Origin of the sequence: Caballeronia concitans, from assembly GCF_001544615.1 — a bacterium.
Classification (GTDB): domain Bacteria; phylum Pseudomonadota; class Gammaproteobacteria; order Burkholderiales; family Burkholderiaceae; genus Caballeronia; species Caballeronia concitans.
Map to the genome: position 1 here is coordinate 40,443 of NZ_FCNV02000004.1, position 24,364 is coordinate 64,806.

Consider the following 24,364-nt stretch of genomic DNA (forward strand, 5'->3'; position numbering starts at 1 on the left):
GGGAACGCAAGAAGCTCCGACACAAATGACGGCCCCGGGCTCCGACACTACGACTGCGACCACATCCTGAGACCTCTTTGCGACGGCAACTCCCTAATAGGGCGCTCTAGAACCGGTGCCCTTTTGCGTTGCGCTACCGTTAAACCGATTCGACGAGCCATTCGTCGTGGCGCCAATGCCCGTGCCCTGCGTCATGCCGCCCGCCGCGCCAGCGTTGCCGCCCGCTGGACCGCCGGGGTTGCCTGCGCCGCCACGGCCCGCATCGCCAGCCGCGCCGGTGCCCACGCCGGCACCACCGACGGCTCCTGCGGCCGTCCCGCCAGCGCCGCCTGCGCTGCCACCGCCTGCTCCACCACCACCGGCCCCGCCGGCCTGCGCGTAGACACTCACTGACAGCGCCATCCCGAGCGCCGAAGCCAGAATCCTGGCTGTCATGCGTTTCATTGTTGCCTCCCTATGTCGATCGCTACGAGCCACCGCTCGCCCGACGCGCACGGTCCCGCATTCGTCGTGCCGTCGCGTCCCATTCTTGTCATGTCGCTTGTCTCCGATACTGCGCGAACGCTCAGGCGGCCTACCGGAATCGACACTTGCAGAGACTGCGCACCGGCGAGACCCGGTCTTTAGCCGCGACAAGGACTGTCAGCGAGAACCGCAGTAAGTCCGGAATGGCGGCCGGTTTCACGAAAGTAACGCATAAACCCCGACTCCGATGAATGCGGCACGCAGTGTTCATCGCTCCCGCTTGGCATCAGTAGCCGGACGTGTCTGTTTAAACGACTGCGGGCACATGGATGGCTGTTTCGTTGGCAGAGGCGACACGAGCCACAAGCACTTCACATCGCGTTAAGCGTTTAGTAATCCTACTCCACGATCTAGCTGGCGATGTCATGGCCCGTTATCGCTTACGTGCTCGACCAGACGGGAAATGATTTGAACGAAGTCGACAGGACGTGAGCCTCAAAAAGGATGTGCCCATAGTGGAGACCAACCGTCCGACAGGAATACCTGCCTGTTTGTCGACGCCGTAGCCGCCAGGCCGGTCGTGCGGCTCGCGCCTTTTGCAGTCGCCTTTTTGGGAGATAGTTATGAAAGCGGTTGTTTACCGTGGTCCTCGCCACGTCGCGATTGGAAATGTTCCGGATCCCACAATTGAGCGTCCTACCGACGCTATCGTCAGAATTACCAGCACAAACATCTGCGGCTCCGACCTACACATGTTCGAAGGTCGAACGGACTTCGAGCAAGGTCGCATCTTCGGTCACGAGAATCTTGGCGTGGTCGTGGAGGTAGGGCCGGCCGTGGAGCGAATCAAGCCTGGGGACTGGGTGTGCCTGCCATTCAATATAAGTTGTGGCCATTGCAAGAACTGCGAGCGCGGTCTCACTGCGTTTTGCCTGAGCGCAAACCAGCCGGGAATCGCAGGCGGCGCTTTTGGGTTCGCGGACATGGGTCCGTGGCCGGGCGGCCAGGCTGAATTTCTGCGTGTTCCCTGGGCGGACTTCATGTCCTTAAAGCTGCCGCCCGACGCAGCGCAGAAGCAGACCGACTACGTGATGTGCGCCGACATCTTCCCGACCGGTTGGCACGCCACCGAACTCGCCGGCATGCGACCCGGCGACGCCGTGGTGATCTATGGCTCCGGACCGGTAGGTCTAATGGCTGCCCACTCGGCCATGATCAAAGGAGCCTGCAGCGTCATGGTCGTCGATTGCCACCCCGATCGGCTCAAGCTTGCAGAATCCATTGGTGCAATTGCAATCGACTATTCGAAGGAAGACCCGGTTCAGCGTGTCCTGGAGCTGACGCACGGCCGGGGTGCGGACGTGGGCTGCGAATGCGTCGGCTACCAGTGCCACGATCCGTCGCCGCACCGCCACGAAAATCCCAATCTGACCATGAACAACCTGGTGTCGTCAGTTAAGTTCACGGGCGGGATCGGAGTGGTCGGCGTGTTCGTGCCAGAGGATCCGGGCGCGCAGGACGAACTAGCAAAGCAGGGAAAGATTGCATTCGATTGGGGCAAGTGCTGGTTCAAAGGGCAGCACATTGCTACTGGCCAGTGCAACGTTAAGGCATACAACCGGCAGTTGCGCGACCTGATCCACGCGGGCCGCGCCAACCCCTCGTTCATTGTCTCGCACGAGCTGAAACTCGATGAGGCGCCTGACGCCTATCAACACTTCGACGTGCGCGAACATGGCTGGACGAAGGTTGTCTTGCACCCCGGAGGCTAGCGAGGTAACGCGGCGACTTCGAGTTAGGAGCGCGAAGCGGCCAGTTGAATCAGGGCGCTGGCACCCATGGTGCAGGTCCGCGACTCGTCACATTCTCGGGGCTAGGCACATGTGTAAGAAACATTTCCGAGGAATGCAGTGGCACAGGCCAGACCGCATCGCGGGCCGTAACGAAAAGGAGGGCTATATGATGCCAAGCGGCATCGTTGCTATGCAACGGAGCGGTCATTGGGCCCCCTCGGCCGGCAAGGCAATGCAGCTTGGCTACCGACTTCCACGGCGCGATCACTGCGGGACTGAGGCCCAGACGTTAGCCGCAGACGAAGGGTATTTCGAAGCGAAGCTCATCATAGGAGATTGGAACATGACGACTGAAACTCTTAAGGGACTCAAGATTGCGATCCTCGTCGAGGACGGATTTGAGCAAGTCGAGATGGTCGAGCCCCGCAAGGCGCTCGACGAAGCCGGCGCCGAGACGCGTATCGTCTCGCCCAAGAATGAGCAAGTGCGCGCTTGGAACTTCACGGAATGGGGAGACGAGTTTCCGGTTGACGTCGCCCTCGACCACGCCCAGCCGCAAGATTTCGACGCGCTCCTCCTGCCGGGCGGCGTCTTGAACCCGGATACGCTTCGGACGGAGCCGAACGCGGTGGCTTTCGCAAAGGCTTTTTTCGATGACGGCAAGCCAGTGGCATCGATCTGCCACGGCCCGTGGACCATCATCGAGACCGGTGCGGCGCACGGCAGGCGCATGACCTCGTGGCCATCGCTCAAAACCGACCTAACGAATGCCGGAGCGGACTGGGTGGATCAGGCAGTGGTCGTCGACCAAAACCTCGTCACGAGCCGCAACCCCGACGATATCCCCGCGTTCAACCCGGGAATGATTGAGCTTTTCAGCAATGCGTGCGGCCGGCGGGATGCCGCATGATCGCGCGGAGCGCAAGCGAGAACATGAAGCGGCGACGGTCCCGTTCCGCAGGGCGCGACGTCGCTGTCATAGGCCGGGGCACTTTGTACATCAATGACGCCGACCTTGCGTCCGCGTTTAGAGATCCGAAGAGGGCACGGTCGATACCCCAAAACGGCGTCAACAAGGAGGCCGGCGTGGTCAAACCGCGTCTCTCCCTTGACGCAATTCAAGCCAGAGTAAGTTTATGAAAAAAATCTCGATCGCGCTCACCGTATCCGCGCTTGCCCCGTCGGCCGCCCTTGCGCAGGGTTCAGTCACCCTGTACGGGCTAATCGACGCGGGCGTCACTTACACGAACAACGTTCAGAATGGCCCTCCGAGCCACGGTAGCTCGCGCGTCGCACTCGCAAGCGGCAATATCAGCGGCAGCCGCTTCGGCGTGCGCGGCAGCGAGGACCTGGGCGGCGGTCTGCATGCGATCTTTGTGCTCGAAAACGGCTTCAACGTCAACAACGGCGCACTCGGCCAGGGTGGTCGCATGTTCGGCCGTCAAGCGTATGTCGGCCTGAGCACCGATCAATACGGCACCCTAACGATGGGCCGGCAGTATGACTCCATGGTTGACTTCGTCGCGCCGCTGTCCGGCACGGCAGGCACGTTCGGCGACTCGGGCTTCGCGCACGTGTACGACAACGACAACCTTCAACATACTGTCCGTTTCAGCAACGCAGTGAAGTTCACGAGTATCGACTACGCCGGCTTCAAGGTCGGCGGCATGTACGCGTTCAGCAACAGCACCAGCTTCGCCGTTGATCGTGCTTACAGTGCCGGCGCGAGCTACAACAACGGCCCGTTGCGACTGGCTGCGGCCTACCTCCAGATCAACGGCTCGGCGGCGGCGAGTGGCCCTGCAGGCGCCGCCAATCAGACCGTTGCGGCTGATCCGAGCGAGTTCAAGACAACTGCTGGCGGCGGCAACCTGACAGCGGATGTGCAGCGCACGGTGGGTGCAGGCGTCGGCTACACGTTCGGCCCGGCAGCGGTCAACTTCGTGTACACGCACAGCCAGTACCAGGGCACGTCCGCGTTCGGCCTGAACCCGGTGAGCGGTTCGACTCACTTCGACAACTATGAACTGAACGTCAAGTACGCGCTCACGCCGGCGCTGAATCTCGGCCTGATGGATACTTTCACGGACGGTCATCTGAACGGTGTGAGCACCTCGAACTTCGGCTCTAATCCGAAGTGGAACCAAGTCAACGCGATCGCGCGCTACTCGCTGTCGAAGCGGACGGAAGTGTATGGTGAAGCAATGTACCAGCACGCCATCGGTAACAAGAACACCGCCGTGATGTATAACGCCGGCGGTAACTCCGCGACGAGCAATCAGGTGATGGGTGCTGTAGGCATCCTGACCCGCTTCTAAGGTACCTGAACGCCGAGTGGGTTTTCTCCTGTGTAAGGGCACAGGAGCAGTACGCGCCGGCAAAGCACGTGCCGGCGCAAATTCATCCGGGCACGACCGATACGGCTTGATTCAGGGGTCGGGCCAGATGTGTCTTGACGCTCGTCGCGGGTTGACAAGAAACGGCGGTCATAGCGCAGTGAATGCGGAGCGAGAGTCCGCTGATACTCGCGCCGACGCGAGTTTCTCTGAGACACTCCCAGCCGTAATGAGGAATATTTAGGCGCGTCACGATAGACGGTTTTTTTCTATCCGGTGACCCGGACCAAGTCGCCTGCCGACAAGCCGCTGGCCTTTTCTTCCAGCTATTTGCTGCAACCGGCGACGCGCCCCCACCCACCAGGCCGGTGTCTGGCCGGAGCCGACATCTGAATGTCCACGAGGGCGCACGGTCAGACGACCTTGTTGGCCGACAAGCGCATGCTCGCCGGCCACCGGCGATCACACTTCGGTTTGCTCAGCCATTTCGAGAGCATCGTCTACCTCGATCCCGAGGTATCGCACGGTGCTTTCGATTTTTGTACGACCCAAGAGCAATTGAACCGCGCGCAAGTTCTTGGTGCGTCGATAAATCAACGACGCTTTCGTTCGTCGCATGGTGTGCGTACCGTACGCGGTGTCATCGAGCCCGATCGAGGCGACCCAACGATGAATGATGCGCGCATACTGGCGCGTCGACACGTGCGCTGAGGCATGCAGTCGACTTGGAAACAAATAGTCGGCAGGCTTCAATCCCCGCGCCGAAATCCAGGCAGAGACACTTTGACGAGTCTGCTCCGTGATTTCAAACTGCAAAGGTCGATGCGTTTTCTGCTGCATGAAAGTCGCGCGAACTATGACATGACCTCCCATGTAGACGTCCTGGACTTGCAAGCGCGTCAAATCGCACGCTCGAAGCTTACTGTCGATCGCAAGGTTGAACATCGCTAACTCGCGAGCGTTGGACGACATCTGCAGCCTTGTTCGAATCGCCCAGATTTCCCAGAGCTTCAGCGGAGGCTTCTGGCCGGTTAGCCTTCCCTTATTCCACGGCACCCGACGAGCGCCGGAAGAATTAAGCGTTTCCATGACAATCTCCTCTTCAATGAAGGGAGATCGATTGTGCGCTTTGCGGAATGGTCAATCTTCGACCCATTGCAGTCGGTCCGGTTAGTGCCGTCTTAAAGGCACGTATCTGAGGAATGCAGCCGTTCGGGGGTGTCGCACACAAGAGAAAGCCCATTACTAGACCGCAAAACGCACCACTATTCGGATAATGACGCTTACAATTAAGTATTAAAATATGACAACGCTATGTCGAGATCTTCAGATGTCCTGCGTTGGCCCTTTATCTTTCAGCGCGTCATCGTCATCACGAGTGCACGCAGATCAACCGGTCAGCTCGCGGCTAAATGTTTCATGGCGCCGGCACAACGGGCTGAATAACAAACCTTTGGGGTTGGCCTGTTCCTTTACGTAAAGTCGATTTTGCCTCGATGAAGAGCGCTCGTTCCTTCGCTCCGCAAATGAAACCTTGAAAAGTGCCGAGGCGACCTTCCGATGCTCCCCTCAGATCAAACACCGGCGCGACTACCCCTATACCTCCCGCGCGACAGACGCGGCACACTCGGCACCGGTCCCTCGTTCATCTCGATCGCGAGTCTCAGTCCGATCGTATCGAGCAGTGAGATCAGCGTCTTGAGCGTGGGATTGCCACCCGGCGAAAGCGCGCGATAAATCGATGGCCTGCTTCCGCCGCCCGCACGCGATATCGCACCGACGCCGCCTGCCGCGTTCACCACATCGCGCAAGGCCGTCAGCGCGGCGGTGAAGCCATCGGGCTCATGGAGCTTGCGCATCGCGTCGCATACATATTCGGATGCGAATGCGCGATCGGTGCCGAGTCGCGCGATCAGCTCGGCATCCGGCGGCGTGTAGCGGATGCTATCGGCGGTACGCGCGCGGTTCGTTCGGCGCGCCGCCTTGCGTGTGGTACGCATCCCGCTTAGTGATCGGTCTGCGTGTCGGCGACGCCGCCATAGGCCGTGGCATCCTTGCTTTCATGCTGCTCGGCGAAAGCGGCCTTATTACGCGCGATGGCGCGAGCGCTTGGCGGATAGTTCGTGCCGTTCGAAGGCAGCAGACCTTGCGCTTCGGCCTGAACGAGTTGTTGCTTGACCTCGGCGCGCGTGAGGCCGCTCGTCTGCGCCTGAGCCTGTGCTGCGAAGCCAACGGTCAACGATGCGATAAGCAGAAGAAGCGTCTTTTTCATGATCGGTTCCTTAAAAAACTGAAAGCGTTAAGTCGGATTGGAGGATGAGTTGGCAAAGCGCGGACCGTGATCGCGTGCAAAGGCATCGTGCGATACGACGCTCAGCGCCCAAACGAGGCTCAAGAGAACGCTCGCGTACACGGGCCATCGCCTCATTGCGATGCCTCGCCGTAATGCGAAGCGCCGCTCGCCTGCGTGCTGGCATTCGCGCCGCCGTACGCATCGCGCGCGGCGACCTTCGCTTCGGCGGCTTGCAGCGCCTGCGGATAATCCGCATCGTGCGTGCTCGGGCGATAACCCACCGCTTCGAGCTGCGCGAGTTCGGCGCGCACTTGCGCACGCGTCACGTCACCCGGCGCCGATTGCGCGAACGCTGCGAACGGCATCACGGCCGCCGCTGCCAGCACGGCACACATCAACTTTTTCATCGTCTTTACCCTCACTGATTCACGGAAGAATGGCGGAGGGTGACTGCCCTCCGAACGCCGCTGCGTTGTTCGCGACGTTGAGGACATTGTGGAATTCGAGCGCTGTACAGAATCTGACGCTGACGTTACAAGTTTGATATCTTGCGCGTCACGAACGCGGGGCCGCGTGCGGAAAAGACAGCACGAAACGCGTGCTGCGCGCGCCGCTTTCGGCGTGGGCGCGGCCGCCGTGCAGTTCCATGATCGTCCGCACGATAGCGAGTCCCAGCCCCGCCGACCCGCTCGCCGCGCCCGCGCCGCCACGCGACGGATCACCGCGATAGAAGCGGTCGAACACGCGTTCGAGCATCGACGGTTCGATGGGCACGCCTTCGTTCTCGACGCATACGCGCACGAACGCCGCGTCCGCATCGACGGAAAGCGTGATGGTTCCATCGCGCGGCGTGTAGCGCACGGCATTGGCGAGCAGATTGCTCACTGCGCGCCTGAACAATTCGACATCGGCCTTGAGGGGCGCGGAACCGCGCACGGCGATGTGCACACCCGCATCTTCCGCGAGCCCTTCGAAATACTCGGCGATGCGCTGCAACTCTTCGCCCGCTTCGAACCCGCGCAGATGACGCGCGAATTGCGGGTGCTCCGCGCGCGCGAGAAACAGCACGTTTTCGATCATGCGCGAGAGGCGATCGCATTCCTCGAGATTGGATGCGAGTAATGTCTGATACTCGTCCGTCGAACGTGGCCGCGCGAGCGCCACTTCCGTTGCGCCGCGCATATTGGCGATCGGCGTGCGCATGTCGTGCGCGAGATCGGCGGTGAATTGCGACATGCGCTGGAAGCTGCGTTCGAGTCCCGCGAGCATGCCGTTGAGCGCCGCGATCAGCGGTTCCAGTTCGCTCGGCACGTTGTCCATTGCGATGCGCGTATGGAGCTTGTCCGATGTGACCGTCGCCGCGCTGTTCGCCATGTTGCGCAGTGGCTTGAGCGCGCGCCGCACGAGAAAGAAGCCGATCGCGAAGGTCAGCAGCACGCCGATTGCGCCCGCGAGATGCAGGCGGTCTCGATAGCGGTCGAGCAGCATCCATCGATCGCGCATGTCGCGCACCACGACGATGGTCGCGAGCGTGCCGTCCGTCAGACGCGTGTCGACGGCCAGCACGCGAAGCGGATCGCCATCGGCTTCGTGCATATCGACGATGGCCTGAGCGGTGATCTGTGCGCCCACGGGCACCGCACGCGACGGCAACGCGACCTGCGCCAGCGCGGCATCGACATTGTGTTGCACGAGCGGCTTGCGCGCGGCATCGACGATCTTTAGCGACAGCGCGCCGTTGCCGAGGACCTGACTTTCGAGCCGTTCGCGATAGCGTTCGATATCCGCATAGCTCTGCAATTCATCGACCAGCCGCCGCGTATGTCGCGCGGCGAGCACGATGTCCAGATCGTCCTGCACATGCACCTGATGCGCGAGCGCGAGATACACGAAGGTGCCGACCAGCGCGAACACCGCGAGCGTGGTCGCGGCGAACACGAGCGCGAGCGTCGTGGTGAGCGAACGCGTATGCATCAATCGTGGCCGGGGGTATTGATCACATAGCCGACGCCGCGCACGGTCTGAATGAGCTTGACCTCGAAGTCGTCGTCGATCTTCGCGCGCAACCGGCGGATCGCGACTTCGACCACGTTGGTATCGCTGTCGAAATTCATGTCCCACACATAGGATGCGATCTGCGTGCGGCTGAGCACTTCGCCATGACGCCGCGCCAGCAGTTGCAGCAAGGCGAATTCACGCGGCGTCAGATCGATGCGCTTGCCCGCGCGGCGCACCTTGCGGCGGGTCACGTCGATTTCGAGGTCGCCCAGCGAAATCAGGTCGCTTTCGCGCGGCGGGCCGCGCCGTGCCAGCGAACGCACGCGCGCAAGCAGTTCGACAAAGGCGAAGGGCTTGACGAGATAATCGTCCGCGCCGAGTTCGAGACCGCGCACGCGGTCCTGCACGTCGTCGCGCGCGGTGAGAAACAGCACGGGCGTGGCCTTTGTTTCGCGCAGACTGCGCACGACGCTCCAGCCGTCCATGGTCGGCAGCATCACGTCGAGCACGATGACGTCGTAGTTCTCTTCCTTCGCGAGAATCAGACCTTCGGCCCCGTCGCCGACGACATCGACGAGATAGCCCGCTTCTTCCAGCCCTTTCTTGATATAGACGCCCGCTTTTTGCTCGTCTTCGACAACCAGTATGCGCATGCTTGGGCCCGCCGACAGCGATGGATGAGCCTTAGATTTTACGCAATTGCTTCGCAAAGAGCGTGCAGGGCGTCGGGCACGAGGCGACGAACCCGACTGCCTTTACCGCGTTGCACCAAATTCGCAAGACGCGATCGAAAACTTGCGACATGAATCAAGTCGCCGAAAACCGACCCGCATCGAGGGCCATCGATCTCGCAGCATTCGAGACGTAGTCTCGCCGATGATCAAGGTACGCGCGATTCCGACGGACAGGGCAGACATTGTCGCGATAATCAGCATATCCACTTCATCCTCCTGTAAAGGCGTCAAAGGGTCTCCCTGTCGTTCTCAGCTTTATTAATGTCTTCAGACCTGATCTTCTGTGCGCATGCTTGGTAGACGCTCAGCGCACGTCAAACTCGCCATAACGGATTACGCAAGCGCCGTTGGCGACACGAAGATGTATCTGCGCTACACGCGAACAGGAAAACTGTTTTGCATCGATGTCGCGATCCTTGGCCGATTACAGTCCGTGACCATGCAGTGCCGACGACAACACGACACGCGCTGCATCAGGTTCGACCATCACCAACACGGGCTCCCTCATGAAAAGAAAACTGCTCGCCAGCGCGACTCTTTGCGCGCTTGCGTATCCGATCGCATCCTCGGCGCAAACTTCCGTCACCCTCTACGGCGTCATCGACGAAGGCTTTGACTACACGAACAATGTCGGGGGCCACTCCAACGCGCAGCTGGCGAGTGGATTTGCACAAGGCAGCAGATGGGGGCTGAAAGGCTCGGAGGATCTGGGCGGCGGCAACAAGGCCGTATTCCAGCTCGAAAACGGCTTCGACGTGAACAACGGCAAGCTCGGGCAGTCGGGGCGTATGTTCGGGCGGCAAGCGTACGTGGGACTGAGTTCCGCGACACTGGGAACACTGACCGTCGGTCGTCAATATGATTCGGTGGTCGACTATATCGCGCCGCTGACGGCGAACGGCAACTGGGCCGGCTATCTGCTCTCTCATCCATTCGATAACGACAACACGGACAACTCGTTCCGCCTCAACAACGCGGTCAAGTACACGAGCAACAACTACGGCGGATTCACGTTCGGCGGTCTCTACGGCTTCAGCAATCAGGCCGGCGGCTTCGCCAATAATCGCGCATACAGTGTGGGCGTGCAGTACGTCTCGGGACCGCTCTCCGCCGCGGCCACGTATATGCAGATCAACAATCCGGGCGCCAACGCGGGCGGCTCCCTCGCCGCCGACGACACCGCCTTCTTCGCCGGACGCGAGCGCGTCTGGGGCGCGGGCATCAACTACGCCGTCGCCGATGCCGCGACGCTCGGCTTCGTCTACACCCATACGGACCTGAACGATGCCACCGGCTCCGTCTATGTCGGCAACTTCGCCAACACCGCAAGTTCGCTCAAGTTCGACAATTTCGAACTGAACTTCAAGTACCAGTTCACCAAGGCGCTCTTTGCGGGCGCGATGTACAACTACACGCTGGGTGAATTCGACAGCGCGGCGGGAAATTCGAAACCGAGGTGGCATCAATTCGGCTTGATGGCGGACTATCAGCTTTCACCCCGCACGGATGCCTATATTCAAGGCATGTATCAGCACGTCGCGGGCGAAAGCGCAGCGGCGTCGCCGCTCGATCAGGCTTATATCACCGGGGCGGACGCTCCGTCTTCGACGCGCAACCAGTTCGTCGGCCGCGTCGCCGTTCGACACTTGTTCTAAAGGGAAACGCGCATCGCGACACGATTCAATTCTTCCGATTAGCCCGCGAATCGAGCGCTGTCCCCCGGTTCGGCGCGGGCACTTCTTCGATATCGGCGCAGGATTCGATATGAAGCTGGACGAGCCATGCTGCCGGACATTCATCCGCAACGACCAGCCGCGATTCTTCTCGCTCATCCGTTACTTGCGTGAGATGACCTTTCGATACTGCCGCCTCGAACGCCGAGCCAGCGTGGATCTTCGCCGCGATGACGAGCGCAAACGACACGACGAGCACGATGAGTCGCGTGGTCTCGTCATTGAAATCATCGAGACGCCCGGACGCAGCCAGAACGAGCAGCGCCAGCGCTTCGGTGATCGCAACCGAGATAGCGAACAGCACGGCATTCGCGCGCATCCTGGCGAGCACGGCATGTCGCATCGAAACCTCCCGTCAAGACCACGAATGAATGGCCCACGCTGAATTGTCGGTTCGCATCCACCACGCGACAAGAAACACATCAGAAAAAGAGAATTCCTCCACGCGAGGACACGCGACGCAACCGCGACGTTGGCATCGCTCGCTTAGCTGAGCCTTAGCGATTGGCTTCGTCACAGGCAGGCCAAACAACGAATCGATGCAAATCTCTATTCCTCGAGCATGCGTATGAATGCCCGTTCTCGAACGCTAGACTCATGTCGAATATCCGCTCCCTCAAATCGCCATGAGATGCCTTCGACTCGCAGCCCTTCTCTGCTTCGCCTGCGTTGCCGCTGTCCAGAGCGTTCACGCGACCGACGCACCTAAGCTCAACCTGATCACAACGATTCCCTTGCCCGCGATTACCGGCGGAGACTTCGATCATTTCGCCGTCGATCTGGCGCATTCGAAGCTTTACGTCGCAGCGGAAAAATATGGGTCGATCGAGACGTTCTCGCTGCCCGACGGTCGTCATCTGGCGAGCAATCGGAGGCTCGCGGTCTCGCCGCACAAGATCGAACTGATCAAGGACGGGCAAGCATTGATGATTGCCGACGCGGGAGCCGCGCGCCTCGAAATCGTGGACACGATAAGCATGACAGTTCAAAAGCGCATTTCGCTACAGCCCCAACCTGACAGCGGCGTTCTCGATGCGCGAACCGGAATCTTCTATGTCGGCAACGGCGGCGTTCAAAGCGGCAAGGACTACGCCTATATCAGCATGGTATCGACGCAAGGCGAATCGTTGCTCGGACGGATTCGCGTCCCGGCGGGCCAGATCAAAGGCATGGCGATCGATCCGCGGACCCGGCGCCTGTTCGTGAACTTCCGCGACAAGAACGCCGTCGGCATCATAGATACCGGGACCAACAAGCTCGTCGGAACATGGAGCATTCCGGGCCCTTCCCGCAATTCCGCGATGACCCTCGACGCCGAACATCGGCGCCTGTTCATCGGATCGCGCCAGCCGGGAAAGCTCTATGTTCTGAATGTCGATACTGGCAAGATCGTGCAGACACTGGGCATTACCGATATCTCCGACGAGATGGCCGTGGACCCCGCGCATGCTTGCGTGTATGTCGCTGGCGAAGGCGGACTCGACGTGATACGGCGCGAACACGACGGCTCCTACACGAAGGTCCAGCACATCGATACCCACGGCGGAAAAACCTTCGCCTTCGTGCCCGAGTACCACCGCCTCTATGCGGTGCATACGAAGGGTCCGCTTGCTTCGACAGCCGGCCTGCAAATTTTCGACACGCACTAGAAGCAAGATTACGAACTTGTCACTTTCCGGTCAGGGTCGGGCAAAGCGCGCACATGCAAACTGCGTCTTCCAGTGCACCGACCGGAAAAGACTTCGTGTGGATCGTTCGACTCGCCCTTCGCCGCCCTTATACGTTCATCGTTCTGGCGCTCCTGCTGTTCATGATCGGCCCGCTTGCCATTCTGCGCACGCCGACCGATATCTTTCCCAACATCAATATTCCGGTCGTCAGTATCGTCTGGTCGTATAGCGGGTTTTCCGCCGAGGACATGGCGAACCGCATCACGTCGAACTATGAGCGTGCGCTCACGTCGGATGTCGAGAATATCGAGCATATCGAGTCGCAGTCGCTCAACGGCGTATCGGTCATCAAGATCTTCTTTCATCCGGGCGCGGACATCAATCGCGCGGTCGCACAAGCCACGTCCAACTCCGCATCCATTCTGCGCATTCTGCCGCCGGGCACGCTGCCGCCGAATATCATCACGTATAACGCGTCGACGGTGCCGATTCTTCAACTCGGCCTGTCGAGCGACTCATTGCCCGAGCAGACGCTCTACGATCTCGGCAACAGCTTCGTGCGCACGCAGCTCGCTACTGTCCAGGGCGCGGCCGTGCCCCTGCCCTTCGGCGGCAAGATTCGCCAGATCATGGTCGATATCGATCCGCGCAAGTTGCAGGCGAAGGATCTCTCGCCAAGCGACGTGGTGAACGCCGTCAACGCGCAGAATCTGATCCTGCCCGGCGGCACGGCGAAAATCGGCGCGCGCGAATACAACGTGCAGATGAACGGCAGCACGAACAGCGTCGCCGCGCTCAACGATCTGCCCATCAAGACGATCAAGGGCGGCGTGGTGTATCTTCGCGATGTCGCGCAAGTACGCGACGGTTACGCGCCGCAAACGAATATCGTGCGCAGCGACGGCAAGCGCGCCGCGCTCCTGACCGTGGAAAAGACCGGCAGCACGTCCACGCTCACGATCATTCAGCAGATCCGCTCGATGCTGCCGCAGATTTCCGCGGGCTTGCCCAAGGCGCTGAAGATCACGCCGCTCGCGGATCAGTCCGTATTCGTCAAGTCTGCGATCATTGGCGTCGTACGCGAAGCGCTCATCGCCGCATGCCTCACCGCGATGATGATCCTGCTGTTCCTCGGAAGCTGGCGCGCGACGCTGATCATCGCGGTGACGATTCCGCTCTCGGTCATCACCTCGCTCATCGCTTTGTCGGCGCTCGGCGAAACCATCAACATCATGACGCTCGGCGGCCTCGCGCTCGCGGTCGGCATTCTGGTGGACGATGCGACGGTGGCCATCGAAAACATCACGCATCATCTGGAAAACGGCGCACCGCTCGCCGATGCCATTCTCAACGGCTCCGGCGAAATCGCGGTGCCGACCTTCGTGTCCACGCTGTCCATCTGCATCGTGTTCGCGCCGATGTTCCTGCTCTCGGGCGTTGCGCGTTATCTGTTCGTGCCGATGGCCGAAGCGGTCGTGTTCGCGATGTGCGCGTCGTATTTCTTTTCGCGCACGCTCATCCCGACGCTCGCCATGTATCTGCTCAAGGCGCGCGAGCGCGGCGAACCGCGCGGACGCCTTGCGTTTCTCGCGCGCTGGCAGGCGGCGTTCGAGCGGCGTTTCGAAGCCCTGCGCATCAGCTACAAGGGCGTGCTTGCAAACGGCATCGGGCATCCGCGCACGGTGATCGCGATCTTCGTCGTGTTCTGTCTCGCTTCGATGACGCTCGTGCCCTTCACCGGCCGCGACTTCTTTCCGAGCATCGACACGGGCGAAATCCGTCTGCATATGCGTGCGCCGACCGGCACGCGCATCGAGGAAACTGCGCGGCTGGCGGATGAAGTCGAAGCGAAGATCCGCACCGTGATACCCAAGTCCGAGGAAGCGTCGCTGCTCGACAACATCGGCGTGCCGGTGAGCGGGATCAATCTCACGTATTCGTCGTCGGCGCCCATCGGCACGGAAGACGCGGACATCATGATCGCGCTCGCGCCCAGTCACGCGCCGACCGCTTCCTATGTCACGAAGCTGCGCGGCGTGCTCGCGGCATCGTTTCCCGGCACGACCTTCTCCTTCCTGCCCGCCGATATCACGAGCCAGATTCTCAACTTCGGGCAGCCCGCGCCGATCGACATTCAGATCGTCGGCAGGGACCTCGCGAAGAACCGCGTGGCGGCCAATCAGTTGCTCGCGAAACTGCGTCATGTACGGGGCCTCGTGGATGCGCACATCCAGCAGCCCGGTGACGCGCCCGCGATCAACATCGACGTGGATCGCACCAAGGCGATGCAGGCGGGGCTCACGCAGAAGGACGTCGCGCAGGATCTGCTGATCTCGCTGTCCGGCAGTTCGCAGACCACGCCGAACTTCTGGCTCGACCCGAAGAACGGCGTGAGCTATCCGCTCATGACGGAAGTGCCGCAGTACGATATTCATTCGTTGCAGACGCTCGCTAATTTGCCGCTCAACAAGAGCCAGGCATCGAGCGCGCCGCAAAGCCTTCTCGGCTCGCTCGGCACGATGCGGCGCACGTCGCAGCAGGCGGTGGTGTCCCACTACAACGTGCGACCCGTGCTCGATATCTACGGTTCCGTGCAGGGCCGCGATCTCGGCAGCGTGGCCGCCGACGTGAACCGGCTCATCGATCAGGCCAAGGCGCATTTGCCGCCAGGCTCGAGCATCGTCATGCGCGGACAGGTGCAGTCGATGACGCAATCGTTCAGCGGTCTCGGCTCGGGACTGGCGTTCGCCATCGCGCTCGTCTATCTGCTGATGGTCGTGAATTTTCAGTCGTGGATCGATCCGCTCATCATCATCTGCGGTCTGCCGGCTTCGCTTGCGGGCATTGCGTGGATGCTGTTCGCAACCGGCACCACGCTGAGCGTACCCGCGTTGACCGGCACGATTCTGTGTATCGGCATCGCGACAGCGAACAGCATTCTCGTCGTCACTGCGGCGCGAGAGAAGCTGCACGAAGGCGCCCAGCCTTGGGACGCGGCGCTCGAAGCGGGCTTCACGCGCTTTCGTCCCGTCATCATGACCGCGCTCGCGATGCTGATCGGCATGCTGCCCATGGCGCTCGGTCTGGGCGATGGCGGCGAGCAGAACGCACCGCTCGGACGCGCCGTGATCGGCGGTCTCGCGCTCGGTACCGTATCGACACTGCTGTTCGTGCCGGTCATGTTCGCGATCGTGCATGCGTGGCTCGCACGCCGCCGCAATGCGCAAGCTGCGCCATTCACCGACGCTCAATAAAGCCACCACTCAGGTCATTAGAATGAATCCGCAACACGACCCACACACACGGCCGCGAGCGCGCCGCTTCGTCTTCCCGCTGATCGTCGCAGGCGTCGCCGCCGCGCTGCTTGCGGCGGGCATTCTTCCGCGGCTTCGTGCGCAAGGCGCGCTGGCAGCGCAAGTCGCTACGCAAAGCGCGCAAACGGTGTCGGTCATCGAGCCGAAACTCGCGCCCGCCACGCAGGAACTGCTGTTGCCGGGCGCCGTCACCGCATTTTCCGATGCCGCGATCTATGCCCGCACGAGCGGCTACGTGCAGCACTGGTACACGGATATCGGCGCGCATGTGAAGAAAGGACAGGTGCTCGCCGATATCCAGACCCCGGAACTCGATGCGCAACTCCAGCAAGCGCATGCCGACGAAGCCACCGCGCAGGCCAACTTCAACTATGCGAAGGCGACCGCGCAGCGCTGGCAGGACATGCTGAAAACGCAATCGGTCTCGCAACAGGACGCGGACACCAAAACCGGTGACATGCTCGCCAAGCGGGCCATGCTGCAATCCGCGCAGGCGAACGTGCAGCGGCTCACCGAACTCGTCTCCTATGAGAAAGTCGTCGCGCCCTTCGACGGCGTAGTAACGGCGCGCAACGTCGATGTCGGCGCGCTCGTGACGGCGGGCGGTGCGCCGGGTCTCGCGGCATCGGCAGGCGAGTTGTTTCATGTCGCGCAGCGCGACACGTTGCGCGTGTTCATCGAGGTGCCGCAAAACGACGCGCCCTACGTTTCCGCCAGCACGCAGGCCTATCTGACCGTGCAGCAATTCCCGGGCAGACAGTTCGCCGCGCATGTCGCGCGCAGTTCCGGTGCGATGGACCCGGTGAGCCGAACGCTTCGCGTGGAGGTCGACGTCGACAATCAGGACGGCACCCTGCTTCCCGGCGCGTACGCGCAAGTGCATCTCGCGCTTCAGAACGGCAATCCGGCGCTCGACCTGCCGGTCAGCGCGCTGCTGTTCCGCCCGAACGGCGTGACTATCGCCACGGTGGACGCGACTGGAAAGACGGCGCTCAAGTCAGTGACCGTGGGGCGCGACTTCGGTACGCACGTCGAGATTCTGACGGGGCTGCAAACCAGCGATCGCGTCATCGACAATCCAGGCGATGCCTTGGCCAGCGGCGAACCGGTGAAAATCGCCAAGGCGGGCCACGCATCGTGAAAGCGAAGACGATGAAGCTTCCATTGCGACGCGCGGCTTGCGCACTGGCTTGCGTATTTGTCGCGGCGTGTTCGACTGTTCCGGATTATCGGCCGCCCGAAGTCGCCGTGCCCGCGCACTTCGCGTCCGCGCCCGGCTGGTCCGTGGCTTCTCCGTCCGATCAGCAGGCGCGCGGCCCGTGGTGGACGCTGTTTCAGGACCCGACGCTCGATGCGCTCGAAGCACGCGTCGACGTATCGAACCAGACGCTCAAGAAAGCCGTCGCTCAGCTTCAACAGGCGCGAGCGATGGTCGACTATCAGCGCGCCGGTTTCTGGCCTACGATTTCGACGAGCCTCAGCCAGAACCGCACGCGGACATCGGCGAATCTGGAAGGGAAATCGCTCGCTGGAAAGACCGTGCCGGACTATGCCGTCGGCCTGTCGGCATCATGGGAACCCGACCTCTTCGGCCGGATCCACGATGCAACGCTCAACGCGCAGGCCAACGCGGACGCAAGCGCGGCGGATGTCGAAGCGGTGCGTCTTTCCGTGACGAGCCAGCTCGCGATCGACTACTTCAACCTGCGCTCCCTCGACACGCAAAAGAAGCTTCTCGACGATTCGATCGACGCGTATTCGGCCGCGCTCAAGCTGCTGGATCAGCAACTCGCGAACGGCGCAATCGACGCCTCGGCGGTCGCGCAGGCACAGGCGCAACTCGAAAGCACGCGCACGCAGGCGACCGAAACCGCATCGCAACGATCGCAACTCGAACACGCGATCGCGACGCTGGTCGGACAGCCCGCTTCGACCTTCTCCATTGCGCCGGTCGTCCAGCCATTTGCGTTGCCGTCGATTCCCGTCGCGCTGCCCTCGCAACTGCTAGAGCGTCGCCCGGACGTCGCCGCAGCCGAACGGCGCGTCTTCGCCGCCAACGCGCAAATCGGCGTGGCGCGCGCGGCCTACTTTCCGAGCCTCGTGCTCGGCGCGAACGTCGGCCTGGAAAGCACGTTCTTCGCGCCCTGGCTCACGGCGCCGAGCCTCTTCTGGTCGCTCGGGCCGCAACTGGCGGCGACGATCTTCGACGGCGGACGCCGGTCCGCGATGCTCGCCGATGCACGCGCGCAATACGAAGGCGCCGCCGCCGACTATCGCCAGACCGTGCTCACCTCGTTCCAGCAGGTAGAGGACGATCTCACTGCACTGACCGCGCTCGCGGACGAAGCCCGAAGCCAGCGGCGCGCATCCGATGCTGCGGCACTGTCGCTCAAGCTCACCAACAACCGGTTTCAGGCAGGCGCGGTCAGCTATCTCGATGTCGTGACGGCGCAGACGATCGCCCTGAGCAACGAAAGAACCGCGGATCAGATCGACGCGCGACGCGCCATCGCTTCCGTCGGTCTGCTCGTCTCACTCGGCGGCGACTGGAACGCGTCCGGCAGACGCGCCGCTGAATGACACATCAACGTCAAATCAAAGCTGGCAGCCATGAATCAACTCGAATCGATGCGAATCTTCGTCACGGTCGCGGAGTGTCTCAACTTCGGCGTCGCCGCGAAACAGCTAGGAATATCCAATTCGGCGGTCACGCGAGGCGTCGGAGCGCTGGAGCATCATTTGAGACTGCGGCTGATAAACAGGACGACGCGTAGCGTTTCGCTCACGCAAGCCGGTCAAAGCTACTTCGAGAGCTGCGCCGACGTGCTCTCGCAAGTCAAACAGATGGAAGAGAAAGTGCGCGCAGAAGCGCAATCCGCGACCGGCCGCGTGAAGATTGCCGTATCCGCGCTCTTCGCGGCAACGGACTTGCCCAGGCTGCTGACCGAGTTCCGCAAGAAGCATCCCCTCATCGCATTCGACGTGACGATCTATGAACAACAGGCGCAGATCTCACCCGAGGATTTCGAATTGTCCTTCATGGTCGAGCGCAAGCTCCGCGATTCATCGCTCGTCTGCAGAACGCTTGGTCGAACGCAGGATGTCATCGTCGCCGCGCCTTGCTATCTGAAGCCTCGCGCGTTGCTGCTCAGTCCGAGAGATTTGCCCAACTACGACATTCTTCTCGATTCCGAATCGTTGATGCGTTACTGGACGTTCAACGACAAGGACGGCGTTCACCGCGTCGCGCTCGTACCGACGATGACCGCCCGGAATACCTGCGCCGTCGTCCGGTCGGCGGTCGCCGGTCTCGGCGTAGCGCGGCTGCCTCGAATGCTGATAGAAAGCGAGCTGGAAAGCGGAAAGCTGCTGCCGCTTCTGGAAGATTTCGATCTCGACGGGAAAGACCGAACCATCAGCATGCTATATGCCGGCCAGCGTTACGCGACACAGGCGATTCGATCGCTCGTCGACTTTGCAATCGAGCGGCAGGCTGATATGTCGTTCGTTGCGCGCGGCGCTCCTGCCTGACGACTCGTGCAAATGTGCAGCAGATTTATTTACAAGCGTAGGCGCTTGCGTTTGCGCCTGGAATTGCATCACGACCGAATGTCCGAGGGACATCGCAGAACGCCGATGTCGACTCGGAACCATACGCTTTGTAGGCCCGAGGCTTTATTGATGAAAGTTGAGCGTCGGCATCGCCGAGCGGCCTGGTTCCCATGTGGCATAAATTGGATAGGCTTGCGAAACGCATTCTCGGTCGAAGATATTATTCACGTTCAAAAATCAGCGAGACGAACACCGACAAAGCCTAACGTCATTTCGTGCGGCCGCTTCCAGAGTGCTCCCGCCATTCGAACGACCGTATTGTGCGATGGGTAAAAGTCCGCAAGTGGCCCGACAAGCGCACGCTCGCCGGCCACCTACCGGCGATCACTCTTCGGTTTGCTCAGCCATTTCAAGTGCATCGTCTACCTCGATCCCGAGGTATCGCACGGTACTTTCAATTTTTGTATGACCCAACAGTAATTGGACCGCGCGCAAGTTCTTGGCGCGTCGATAGATCAACGACGCTTTCGTTCGACGCTTGATCTCTTGATTCAGACGCTCGAGCATGTTGGTCGACTTCAAATGCTTGTGATGCGCGCGCGGCAGCCGGTGGAACGTCAGCGTCTCGGCAATGTTGCCTTCAACCCAATCCACCAGCTTCGGATATTTGCCCTGCCATTTGATACTATCGCGACGATCCTGCCGCGCGTGATCGTGCAGAGCACGGTGGATGAAGGCGTGCTGCGCGCTCACACGATCACATCGCCGCCGATCGTGCGGCACGTCATCCAGGTCACGCATCCAAAGCGGCCGATCGGACCCGCCGCACAGGCGCTCATCCGAGAGTCACTGACGAGATAAAGCGCGTGACGACGGGTGTTTTGCGGAAACGAGGGGCTTAGCGGCCGCGTTCCAACGGTTCGCGCGTACTACTCGGAACGTCGCTGCGCGTGCCAAACAGCGTGTCGCAGATCGGGAATGTGAGGTTGAAGTTTTGTGTCGCCATCACTTCGGGATCGTGGTGTGTGGCGTGCAGGCGCCGCACTGTGTTGACGAGCGGAACCCGGTCGAGGAACGGGCTGTCGGTGAAGTGTGAGAGCGTATGCAGGCCCTCGTACATCAGAAAGTACGCCGCCATCGTGAACAGCGCGATGTAGCCTGCGTTGCGGGAGAAAACGAACCCAATCACGAGGGCGAACGGCACGGCCGCCAGCACAAAGGCAACCGGCGCGAAAGGCGGAAACAGCAGCGCGCGCCAGTGACGGTGGCCCTTGTATTCAAGCGTCATATGCGTGAAGAACCGGTGATGGACCGCGCAATGGCGCTTGTAGATCATGCTGAAATACTTCGTCGGACGATGCAGCACGTAACGGTGCGCCGCCCATTCGGCCCAGTTGCCGAACAGAAAGAGCGGAATGACCGCCAGCCATTCGGCGAGCGTCGGCGCATGAAGCTGCATCAGGCAATACACGATCACGCCGCCGGTGAAGAGCAATGTGAAGCCGAGGTGCATTTCGCCGCGATACCACCATGGCGTGGCATTGACATATTCATCACGGAACTTGTAAGAACGCGCACGAACGTCTTCTTCATATTTCATCGATGTCTCCGGCTGTTGTAAAAGGCGTGCGGCCGGAGCCGCTCGCCGTTATGCCCAATGATTCTGGAGGGAATGCGCGCGGAACCGCGTCTTGAGCTTCGCGAGCGTCTCGGGCAGGACGAATGCGCCCACGATCAAATCAGCGGCAGCGTAAGCAGGTTGTCCGTGAAGCCACATCGCGAAAGTTCATCAGCGTCTCCATGGGTCCCATGCGTTTTTGAGGCCGGAGCGCTGCGGCAAGGGATGAATCTAAGCGTAGCGAGATCGCGATATAAGTTCTAATACTGTTTTATGATGTTTTGAATCATTCACGTTGATATCAGCGTTAGCCCCGATGACACTGGTCTTTCAGATCGATATCGATAAGCCGGCGACGCCTCGACGCATTGCAGAGCATTTCGGGAAATGGCCGGCAAGCCAGGCGGCGGACGCCGACTGATCACGCGGTCGAACGTCATCAGTCGATCGATGCCAATCCGAACGAGAGATGGGGCGCAGTGATCGCACTGACGCACGATCCGAAGCTCGACGACCCAGCGCTGATGGAAGCGCCGAAAACGCCTGCCTACTGTGTGGGTGCGCTCGATTCGCGTCGCACCAATGCGGCACGGCGGAAGCCCTTGAAAAGTTCGTTTTCAACGATGAAGAACTCGCGCGCCTGCACGGACCGGTTGGCATCTACATCGGCAGCCGGACGTTCTCGTCCGTTCGCTGTATCGAACTCGACCGTAGGACAGCAATGCATTGCCGGGCTTCCGAATGGCCAATCAAGACGCACGTTACCGATGGGCCCTACACCGAGTGGAAGGAAGTCGTGGGCGGCCTGTTTGTCATCGAAGCAGATAGCCTCGACGACGGGTTGCGCATCGCGTCCATGCACCCGGCCGCCACGCTGGGCAAAGAAGGCGGATGGGCCGTCGAGCTCATCCCCATGGATTTCTACCTGGCTCGACAAGGGCCGCGACGCCTGTCAAGAATGGGTTCGCGTCTCCACGAACTCCTTCAAGGCTTCGTGAGTCGTCGCGGCGGTGTCCGTTCGATCCCGGCCGGACCTTGCCGGGCGACTGGCCCCGTCGACGCATCCGCGCCGTTCGGCCGAGCGCGCCGGCCTCGGCCGTTCCGAGAGACATTGCGGCCATTCAGACGACGGCCGACGCGCGGAGCTAGCCACCTGCGCGGCCCAACGAGTCATCGGGCTACCCTTCGATGCGTTGGAGAGTACCTTTGACCAGCGACGGAACTGCCCGTTTATACTGCGAAGGAGATTTCGGCGTATCACTTCTGATAACCCGCCTGCATCACAACGCGATTTGCGGCAGCGTTGCCCGCCTTCAACGCCGCGTCGACACTGATTTGCCCAGCGACGACGCCCGCAATTGCTTGTCCCACCACAGTCCCGAAAGACGGGAACTCGGGAATCCCTACGAATTGAATCCCGCTGTACGGCACCTTCTTGAGCGAAGAGTCGTTGGGGTCGGCCGATTCGATGGCTTTCAAGACGAATTCTCCAAATGGAACAGCCTGCTTGTACTCGGGACGGGCAAAGGTCGACCTTCTGCTCGGAGGAATGGATGCCCAACCCTCGTCCCTTCCAACCATCTCGATGTACTTTTTCGACGTTGCCCAAGTAAGGAATTTCTTCGCGGCACCTTGCGACTTCGAGGTCCTGGGGATCGCGAGCGACCACGACCAGAGCCAATGCGCCCCCTTCGGCGTCACCGCAACCGGCGCCGCGGCGAAGCCTATCTTGTCCGCCACTTTCGACTGCGCCTTGTTGTAGAGCGTGCCCGCGGCAGCCGTCGAATCGATCCACATTGCGCACTTCCCGGATGACATCAACGTCAGGTTCTCGTTGAAGCCGTTCGAACTCGCTCCGGGCGGCCCGTTGTTCTTCAAGAGATCTGCATAGAAGCCGATCGCCTTGTGCCACTCCGGCGTATCGATCTGGGCGTTCCAGTTCTCATCGAACCAGCGTCCACCGTAGGTGTTCACCACTGTCGACACGTACGCCATGTTTTCGCCCCAACCTGCCTTCCCGCGCAAACAGATGCCATATTGACCTTTTGACTTATCGGTCAGCGTGTCGGCGAATTGCTTGATCTGGTCGTAAGTCGGCTGATCCGGCATCTCAAGCCCAGCTGCCTGAAATAAATCCTTTCGATAATAGGTCATCGAGCTCTCAACATAGAACGGCAGTGCGTAGAGTTGGCCGTTGTATGAAAGGCCATCTCGCGCCGTTTTCACAACGTCGTCGGGGTCGTAATCGGCCGGCAGATCGGTCATCGGCACCAGCCAGCCGCGCTTTCCCCACAGCGGCGCCTCGTACGTACCGATTGCAACAACGTCGAACTGGCCGCTGTTCGTGGTGATATCAGTCGTTGCGCGCTGACGAAGCACGTTTTCCTCGAGAATCACCCAGTTCAGCTTGATATCGGGGTTCGCCCTCTCGAAGCTCGCGGAAAGCTTCTTGAGTTCCAGCATGGCCGGACCGTTCAGAGTAGCGATGGTGACGTTTCCCGCATTGGAAAGTTGTGCCGCGCAAACCGAAAGGCAAGCAAACGCAACCTTGGGAATCAGCGCGCGACGCATCGAGTTCTTCGTGTTCATGACATTCGCTCGATCATCTTCGCCTTTGTTTCTGGCCGCGATGCAAAGATCAGCCCGCTCGCAACGCAAAGCTCGCAATAGCGTGGCTCAGCCCGCTCGCCGCGCACAGGGGATCGACTCCAAGTATAGTTTTTCGACAGTGAAACGTAAGAAAAACTGTCAACGGTTATGTATAAAGCGCTCACAGACTCAGGAAGAACTGCAACAGTGCACGCCTTTCCTGGACGCCTTTTTTTCGAAGTGCCAACTAAATATTTAGATCGCGGTCG

General features: G+C 60.7%; 19 protein-coding genes and 3 pseudogenes. 12 read left to right on the forward strand and 10 right to left on the reverse strand.

Annotated features, from left to right (window positions below):
• Positions 1 to 1,088 precede the first annotated feature (1,088 nt).
• The 3 genes from AWB72_RS12540 to AWB72_RS12555 all read left to right on the forward strand — a co-directional run bounded on the left by AWB72_RS12540 (position 1,089) and on the right by AWB72_RS12555 (position 4,576).
• Positions 1,089 to 2,237, forward strand: coding sequence for a glutathione-independent formaldehyde dehydrogenase (locus AWB72_RS12540; RefSeq protein ID WP_087128103.1), 1,149 nt, complete (start codon positions 1,089 to 1,091; stop codon positions 2,235 to 2,237).
• Positions 2,238 to 2,601: 364 nt separating this feature from the next.
• Entirely contained in the window at positions 2,602 to 3,168 is a 567-nt protein-coding gene (locus tag AWB72_RS12545; protein WP_040052662.1) for a type 1 glutamine amidotransferase domain-containing protein, read from the forward strand.
• Positions 3,169 to 3,394: 226 nt separating this feature from the next.
• Positions 3,395 to 4,576 (forward strand): porin, encoded by a 1,182-nt coding sequence (locus tag AWB72_RS12555; protein ID WP_040052409.1) that lies wholly within the window; start codon positions 3,395 to 3,397, stop codon positions 4,574 to 4,576.
• A gap of 480 nt (positions 4,577 to 5,056) precedes the next feature.
• Here AWB72_RS12555 and AWB72_RS12560 read toward each other — a convergent pair whose 3' ends face one another.
• From AWB72_RS12560 to AWB72_RS12585, 6 genes are all read right to left on the reverse strand, one after another.
• Entirely contained in the window at positions 5,057 to 5,683 is a 627-nt protein-coding gene (locus AWB72_RS12560) for a tyrosine-type recombinase/integrase (RefSeq protein ID WP_040052410.1), read from the reverse strand.
• Positions 5,684 to 6,168: 485 nt separating this feature from the next.
• Positions 6,169 to 6,594 (reverse strand): helix-turn-helix domain-containing transcriptional regulator, encoded by a 426-nt coding sequence (locus tag AWB72_RS12565; protein ID WP_244285607.1) that lies wholly within the window; start codon positions 6,592 to 6,594, stop codon positions 6,169 to 6,171.
• A 5-nt stretch (positions 6,595 to 6,599) separates the two neighbouring features.
• Positions 6,600 to 6,866, reverse strand: coding sequence for a DUF4148 domain-containing protein (locus AWB72_RS12570; RefSeq protein WP_040052411.1), 267 nt, complete (start codon positions 6,864 to 6,866; stop codon positions 6,600 to 6,602).
• A 152-nt stretch (positions 6,867 to 7,018) separates the two neighbouring features.
• Entirely contained in the window at positions 7,019 to 7,294 is a 276-nt protein-coding gene (locus AWB72_RS12575) for a DUF4148 domain-containing protein (protein WP_040052412.1), read from the reverse strand.
• Positions 7,295 to 7,442: 148 nt separating this feature from the next.
• Positions 7,443 to 8,861, reverse strand: a complete 1,419-nt coding sequence (locus AWB72_RS12580; RefSeq protein WP_040052413.1) for a heavy metal sensor histidine kinase — start codon at positions 8,859 to 8,861, stop codon at positions 7,443 to 7,445.
• Positions 8,861 to 9,538, reverse strand: a complete 678-nt coding sequence (locus AWB72_RS12585; RefSeq protein ID WP_040052414.1) for a heavy metal response regulator transcription factor — start codon at positions 9,536 to 9,538, stop codon at positions 8,861 to 8,863. The genes AWB72_RS12580 and AWB72_RS12585 overlap by 1 nt, the downstream gene beginning before the upstream one ends.
• 587 nt (positions 9,539 to 10,125) lie before the next feature.
• On the opposite strand from AWB72_RS12585, the gene AWB72_RS12590 reads away from it, so the two are divergent.
• Positions 10,126 to 11,274, forward strand: coding sequence for a porin (locus AWB72_RS12590; protein WP_040052415.1), 1,149 nt, complete (start codon positions 10,126 to 10,128; stop codon positions 11,272 to 11,274).
• 25 nt (positions 11,275 to 11,299) lie between these two features.
• Here the strand turns inward: AWB72_RS12590 and AWB72_RS12595 are convergent, their stop codons facing one another.
• Positions 11,300 to 11,695: a hypothetical protein gene (locus AWB72_RS12595; protein WP_143754622.1), complete on the reverse strand. Its 396-nt coding sequence runs from the start codon at positions 11,693 to 11,695 to the stop codon at positions 11,300 to 11,302.
• Between the two features lie 391 nt (positions 11,696 to 12,086).
• Between AWB72_RS12595 and AWB72_RS12600 the strand changes: the two genes are divergently transcribed.
• The 5 genes from AWB72_RS12600 to AWB72_RS12620 all read left to right on the forward strand — a co-directional run bounded on the left by AWB72_RS12600 (position 12,087) and on the right by AWB72_RS12620 (position 19,867).
• A complete protein-coding gene (locus tag AWB72_RS12600; protein ID WP_040052417.1) occupies positions 12,087 to 13,001 on the forward strand; it encodes a YncE family protein in 915 nt (304 codons plus the stop codon).
• Between the two features lie 95 nt (positions 13,002 to 13,096).
• Complete coding sequence (locus tag AWB72_RS12605) at positions 13,097 to 16,276, forward strand: efflux RND transporter permease subunit (RefSeq protein WP_040052418.1); 3,180 nt, start codon at positions 13,097 to 13,099, stop codon at positions 16,274 to 16,276.
• A gap of 22 nt (positions 16,277 to 16,298) precedes the next feature.
• Entirely contained in the window at positions 16,299 to 17,477 is a 1,179-nt protein-coding gene (locus AWB72_RS12610; RefSeq protein ID WP_244285608.1) for an efflux RND transporter periplasmic adaptor subunit, read from the forward strand.
• 11 nt (positions 17,478 to 17,488) lie between these two features.
• Entirely contained in the window at positions 17,489 to 18,916 is a 1,428-nt protein-coding gene (locus AWB72_RS12615; RefSeq protein WP_052450084.1) for an efflux transporter outer membrane subunit, read from the forward strand.
• 30 nt (positions 18,917 to 18,946) lie between these two features.
• Complete coding sequence (locus tag AWB72_RS12620) at positions 18,947 to 19,867, forward strand: LysR family transcriptional regulator (protein WP_052450060.1); 921 nt, start codon at positions 18,947 to 18,949, stop codon at positions 19,865 to 19,867.
• A 405-nt stretch (positions 19,868 to 20,272) separates the two neighbouring features.
• Here AWB72_RS12620 and AWB72_RS29780 read toward each other — a convergent pair whose 3' ends face one another.
• Entirely contained in the window at positions 20,273 to 20,671 is a 399-nt protein-coding gene (locus tag AWB72_RS29780) for a transposase (RefSeq protein ID WP_374728896.1), read from the reverse strand.
• On the opposite strand from AWB72_RS29780, the pseudogene AWB72_RS29390 reads away from it, so the two are divergent.
• A pseudogene (locus tag AWB72_RS29390) lies at positions 20,576 to 20,790 on the forward strand (LysR family transcriptional regulator); the annotation flags it as partial. The gene AWB72_RS29780 and the pseudogene AWB72_RS29390 overlap by 96 nt on opposite strands.
• On the opposite strand, the gene AWB72_RS12630 reads toward AWB72_RS29390, so the two are convergent.
• Positions 20,787 to 21,488: a sterol desaturase family protein gene (locus AWB72_RS12630; protein WP_040052420.1), complete on the reverse strand. Its 702-nt coding sequence runs from the start codon at positions 21,486 to 21,488 to the stop codon at positions 20,787 to 20,789. The pseudogene AWB72_RS29390 and the gene AWB72_RS12630 sit on opposite strands and share 4 nt — an antisense overlap.
• Before the next feature lie 494 nt (positions 21,489 to 21,982).
• On the opposite strand from AWB72_RS12630, the pseudogene AWB72_RS29150 reads away from it, so the two are divergent.
• A pseudogene (locus AWB72_RS29150) lies at positions 21,983 to 22,185 on the forward strand (XdhC family protein); the annotation flags it as partial.
• A gap of 72 nt (positions 22,186 to 22,257) precedes the next feature.
• Positions 22,258 to 22,440: pseudogene (locus tag AWB72_RS12640) on the forward strand (YciI family protein); the annotation flags it as partial.
• A gap of 323 nt (positions 22,441 to 22,763) precedes the next feature.
• Here the strand turns inward: AWB72_RS12640 and AWB72_RS12645 are convergent.
• Positions 22,764 to 24,077, reverse strand: a complete 1,314-nt coding sequence (locus AWB72_RS12645; protein WP_040052667.1) for an ABC transporter substrate-binding protein — start codon at positions 24,075 to 24,077, stop codon at positions 22,764 to 22,766.
• Positions 24,078 to 24,364: the final 287 nt, after the last annotated feature.

Coding starts and splice junctions, on each gene's coding strand:
- AWB72_RS12610 (WP_244285608.1), top strand. CDS start 16,299: ATGAATCCGCAACACGACCCACACACACGGCCGCGAGCGCGCCGCTTC.
- AWB72_RS12630 (WP_040052420.1), bottom strand. CDS start 21,488: ATGAAATATGAAGAAGACGTTCGTGCGCGTTCTTACAAGTTCCGTGAT.
- AWB72_RS12585 (WP_040052414.1), bottom strand. CDS start 9,538: ATGCGCATACTGGTTGTCGAAGACGAGCAAAAAGCGGGCGTCTATATC.
- AWB72_RS12595 (WP_143754622.1), bottom strand. CDS start 11,695: ATGCGACATGCCGTGCTCGCCAGGATGCGCGCGAATGCCGTGCTGTTC.
- AWB72_RS12645 (WP_040052667.1), bottom strand. CDS start 24,077: ATGCGTCGCGCGCTGATTCCCAAGGTTGCGTTTGCTTGCCTTTCGGTT.
- AWB72_RS12545 (WP_040052662.1), top strand. CDS start 2,602: ATGACGACTGAAACTCTTAAGGGACTCAAGATTGCGATCCTCGTCGAG.
- AWB72_RS12540 (WP_087128103.1), top strand. CDS start 1,089: ATGAAAGCGGTTGTTTACCGTGGTCCTCGCCACGTCGCGATTGGAAAT.
- AWB72_RS12615 (WP_052450084.1), top strand. CDS start 17,489: ATGAAGCTTCCATTGCGACGCGCGGCTTGCGCACTGGCTTGCGTATTT.
- AWB72_RS12555 (WP_040052409.1), top strand. CDS start 3,395: ATGAAAAAAATCTCGATCGCGCTCACCGTATCCGCGCTTGCCCCGTCG.
- AWB72_RS12575 (WP_040052412.1), bottom strand. CDS start 7,294: ATGAAAAAGTTGATGTGTGCCGTGCTGGCAGCGGCGGCCGTGATGCCG.
- AWB72_RS12580 (WP_040052413.1), bottom strand. CDS start 8,861: ATGCATACGCGTTCGCTCACCACGACGCTCGCGCTCGTGTTCGCCGCG.
- AWB72_RS12620 (WP_052450060.1), top strand. CDS start 18,947: ATGAATCAACTCGAATCGATGCGAATCTTCGTCACGGTCGCGGAGTGT.
- AWB72_RS12560 (WP_040052410.1), bottom strand. CDS start 5,683: ATGGAAACGCTTAATTCTTCCGGCGCTCGTCGGGTGCCGTGGAATAAG.
- AWB72_RS12570 (WP_040052411.1), bottom strand. CDS start 6,866: ATGAAAAAGACGCTTCTTCTGCTTATCGCATCGTTGACCGTTGGCTTC.
- AWB72_RS12565 (WP_244285607.1), bottom strand. CDS start 6,594: ATGCGTACCACACGCAAGGCGGCGCGCCGAACGAACCGCGCGCGTACC.
- AWB72_RS12590 (WP_040052415.1), top strand. CDS start 10,126: ATGAAAAGAAAACTGCTCGCCAGCGCGACTCTTTGCGCGCTTGCGTAT.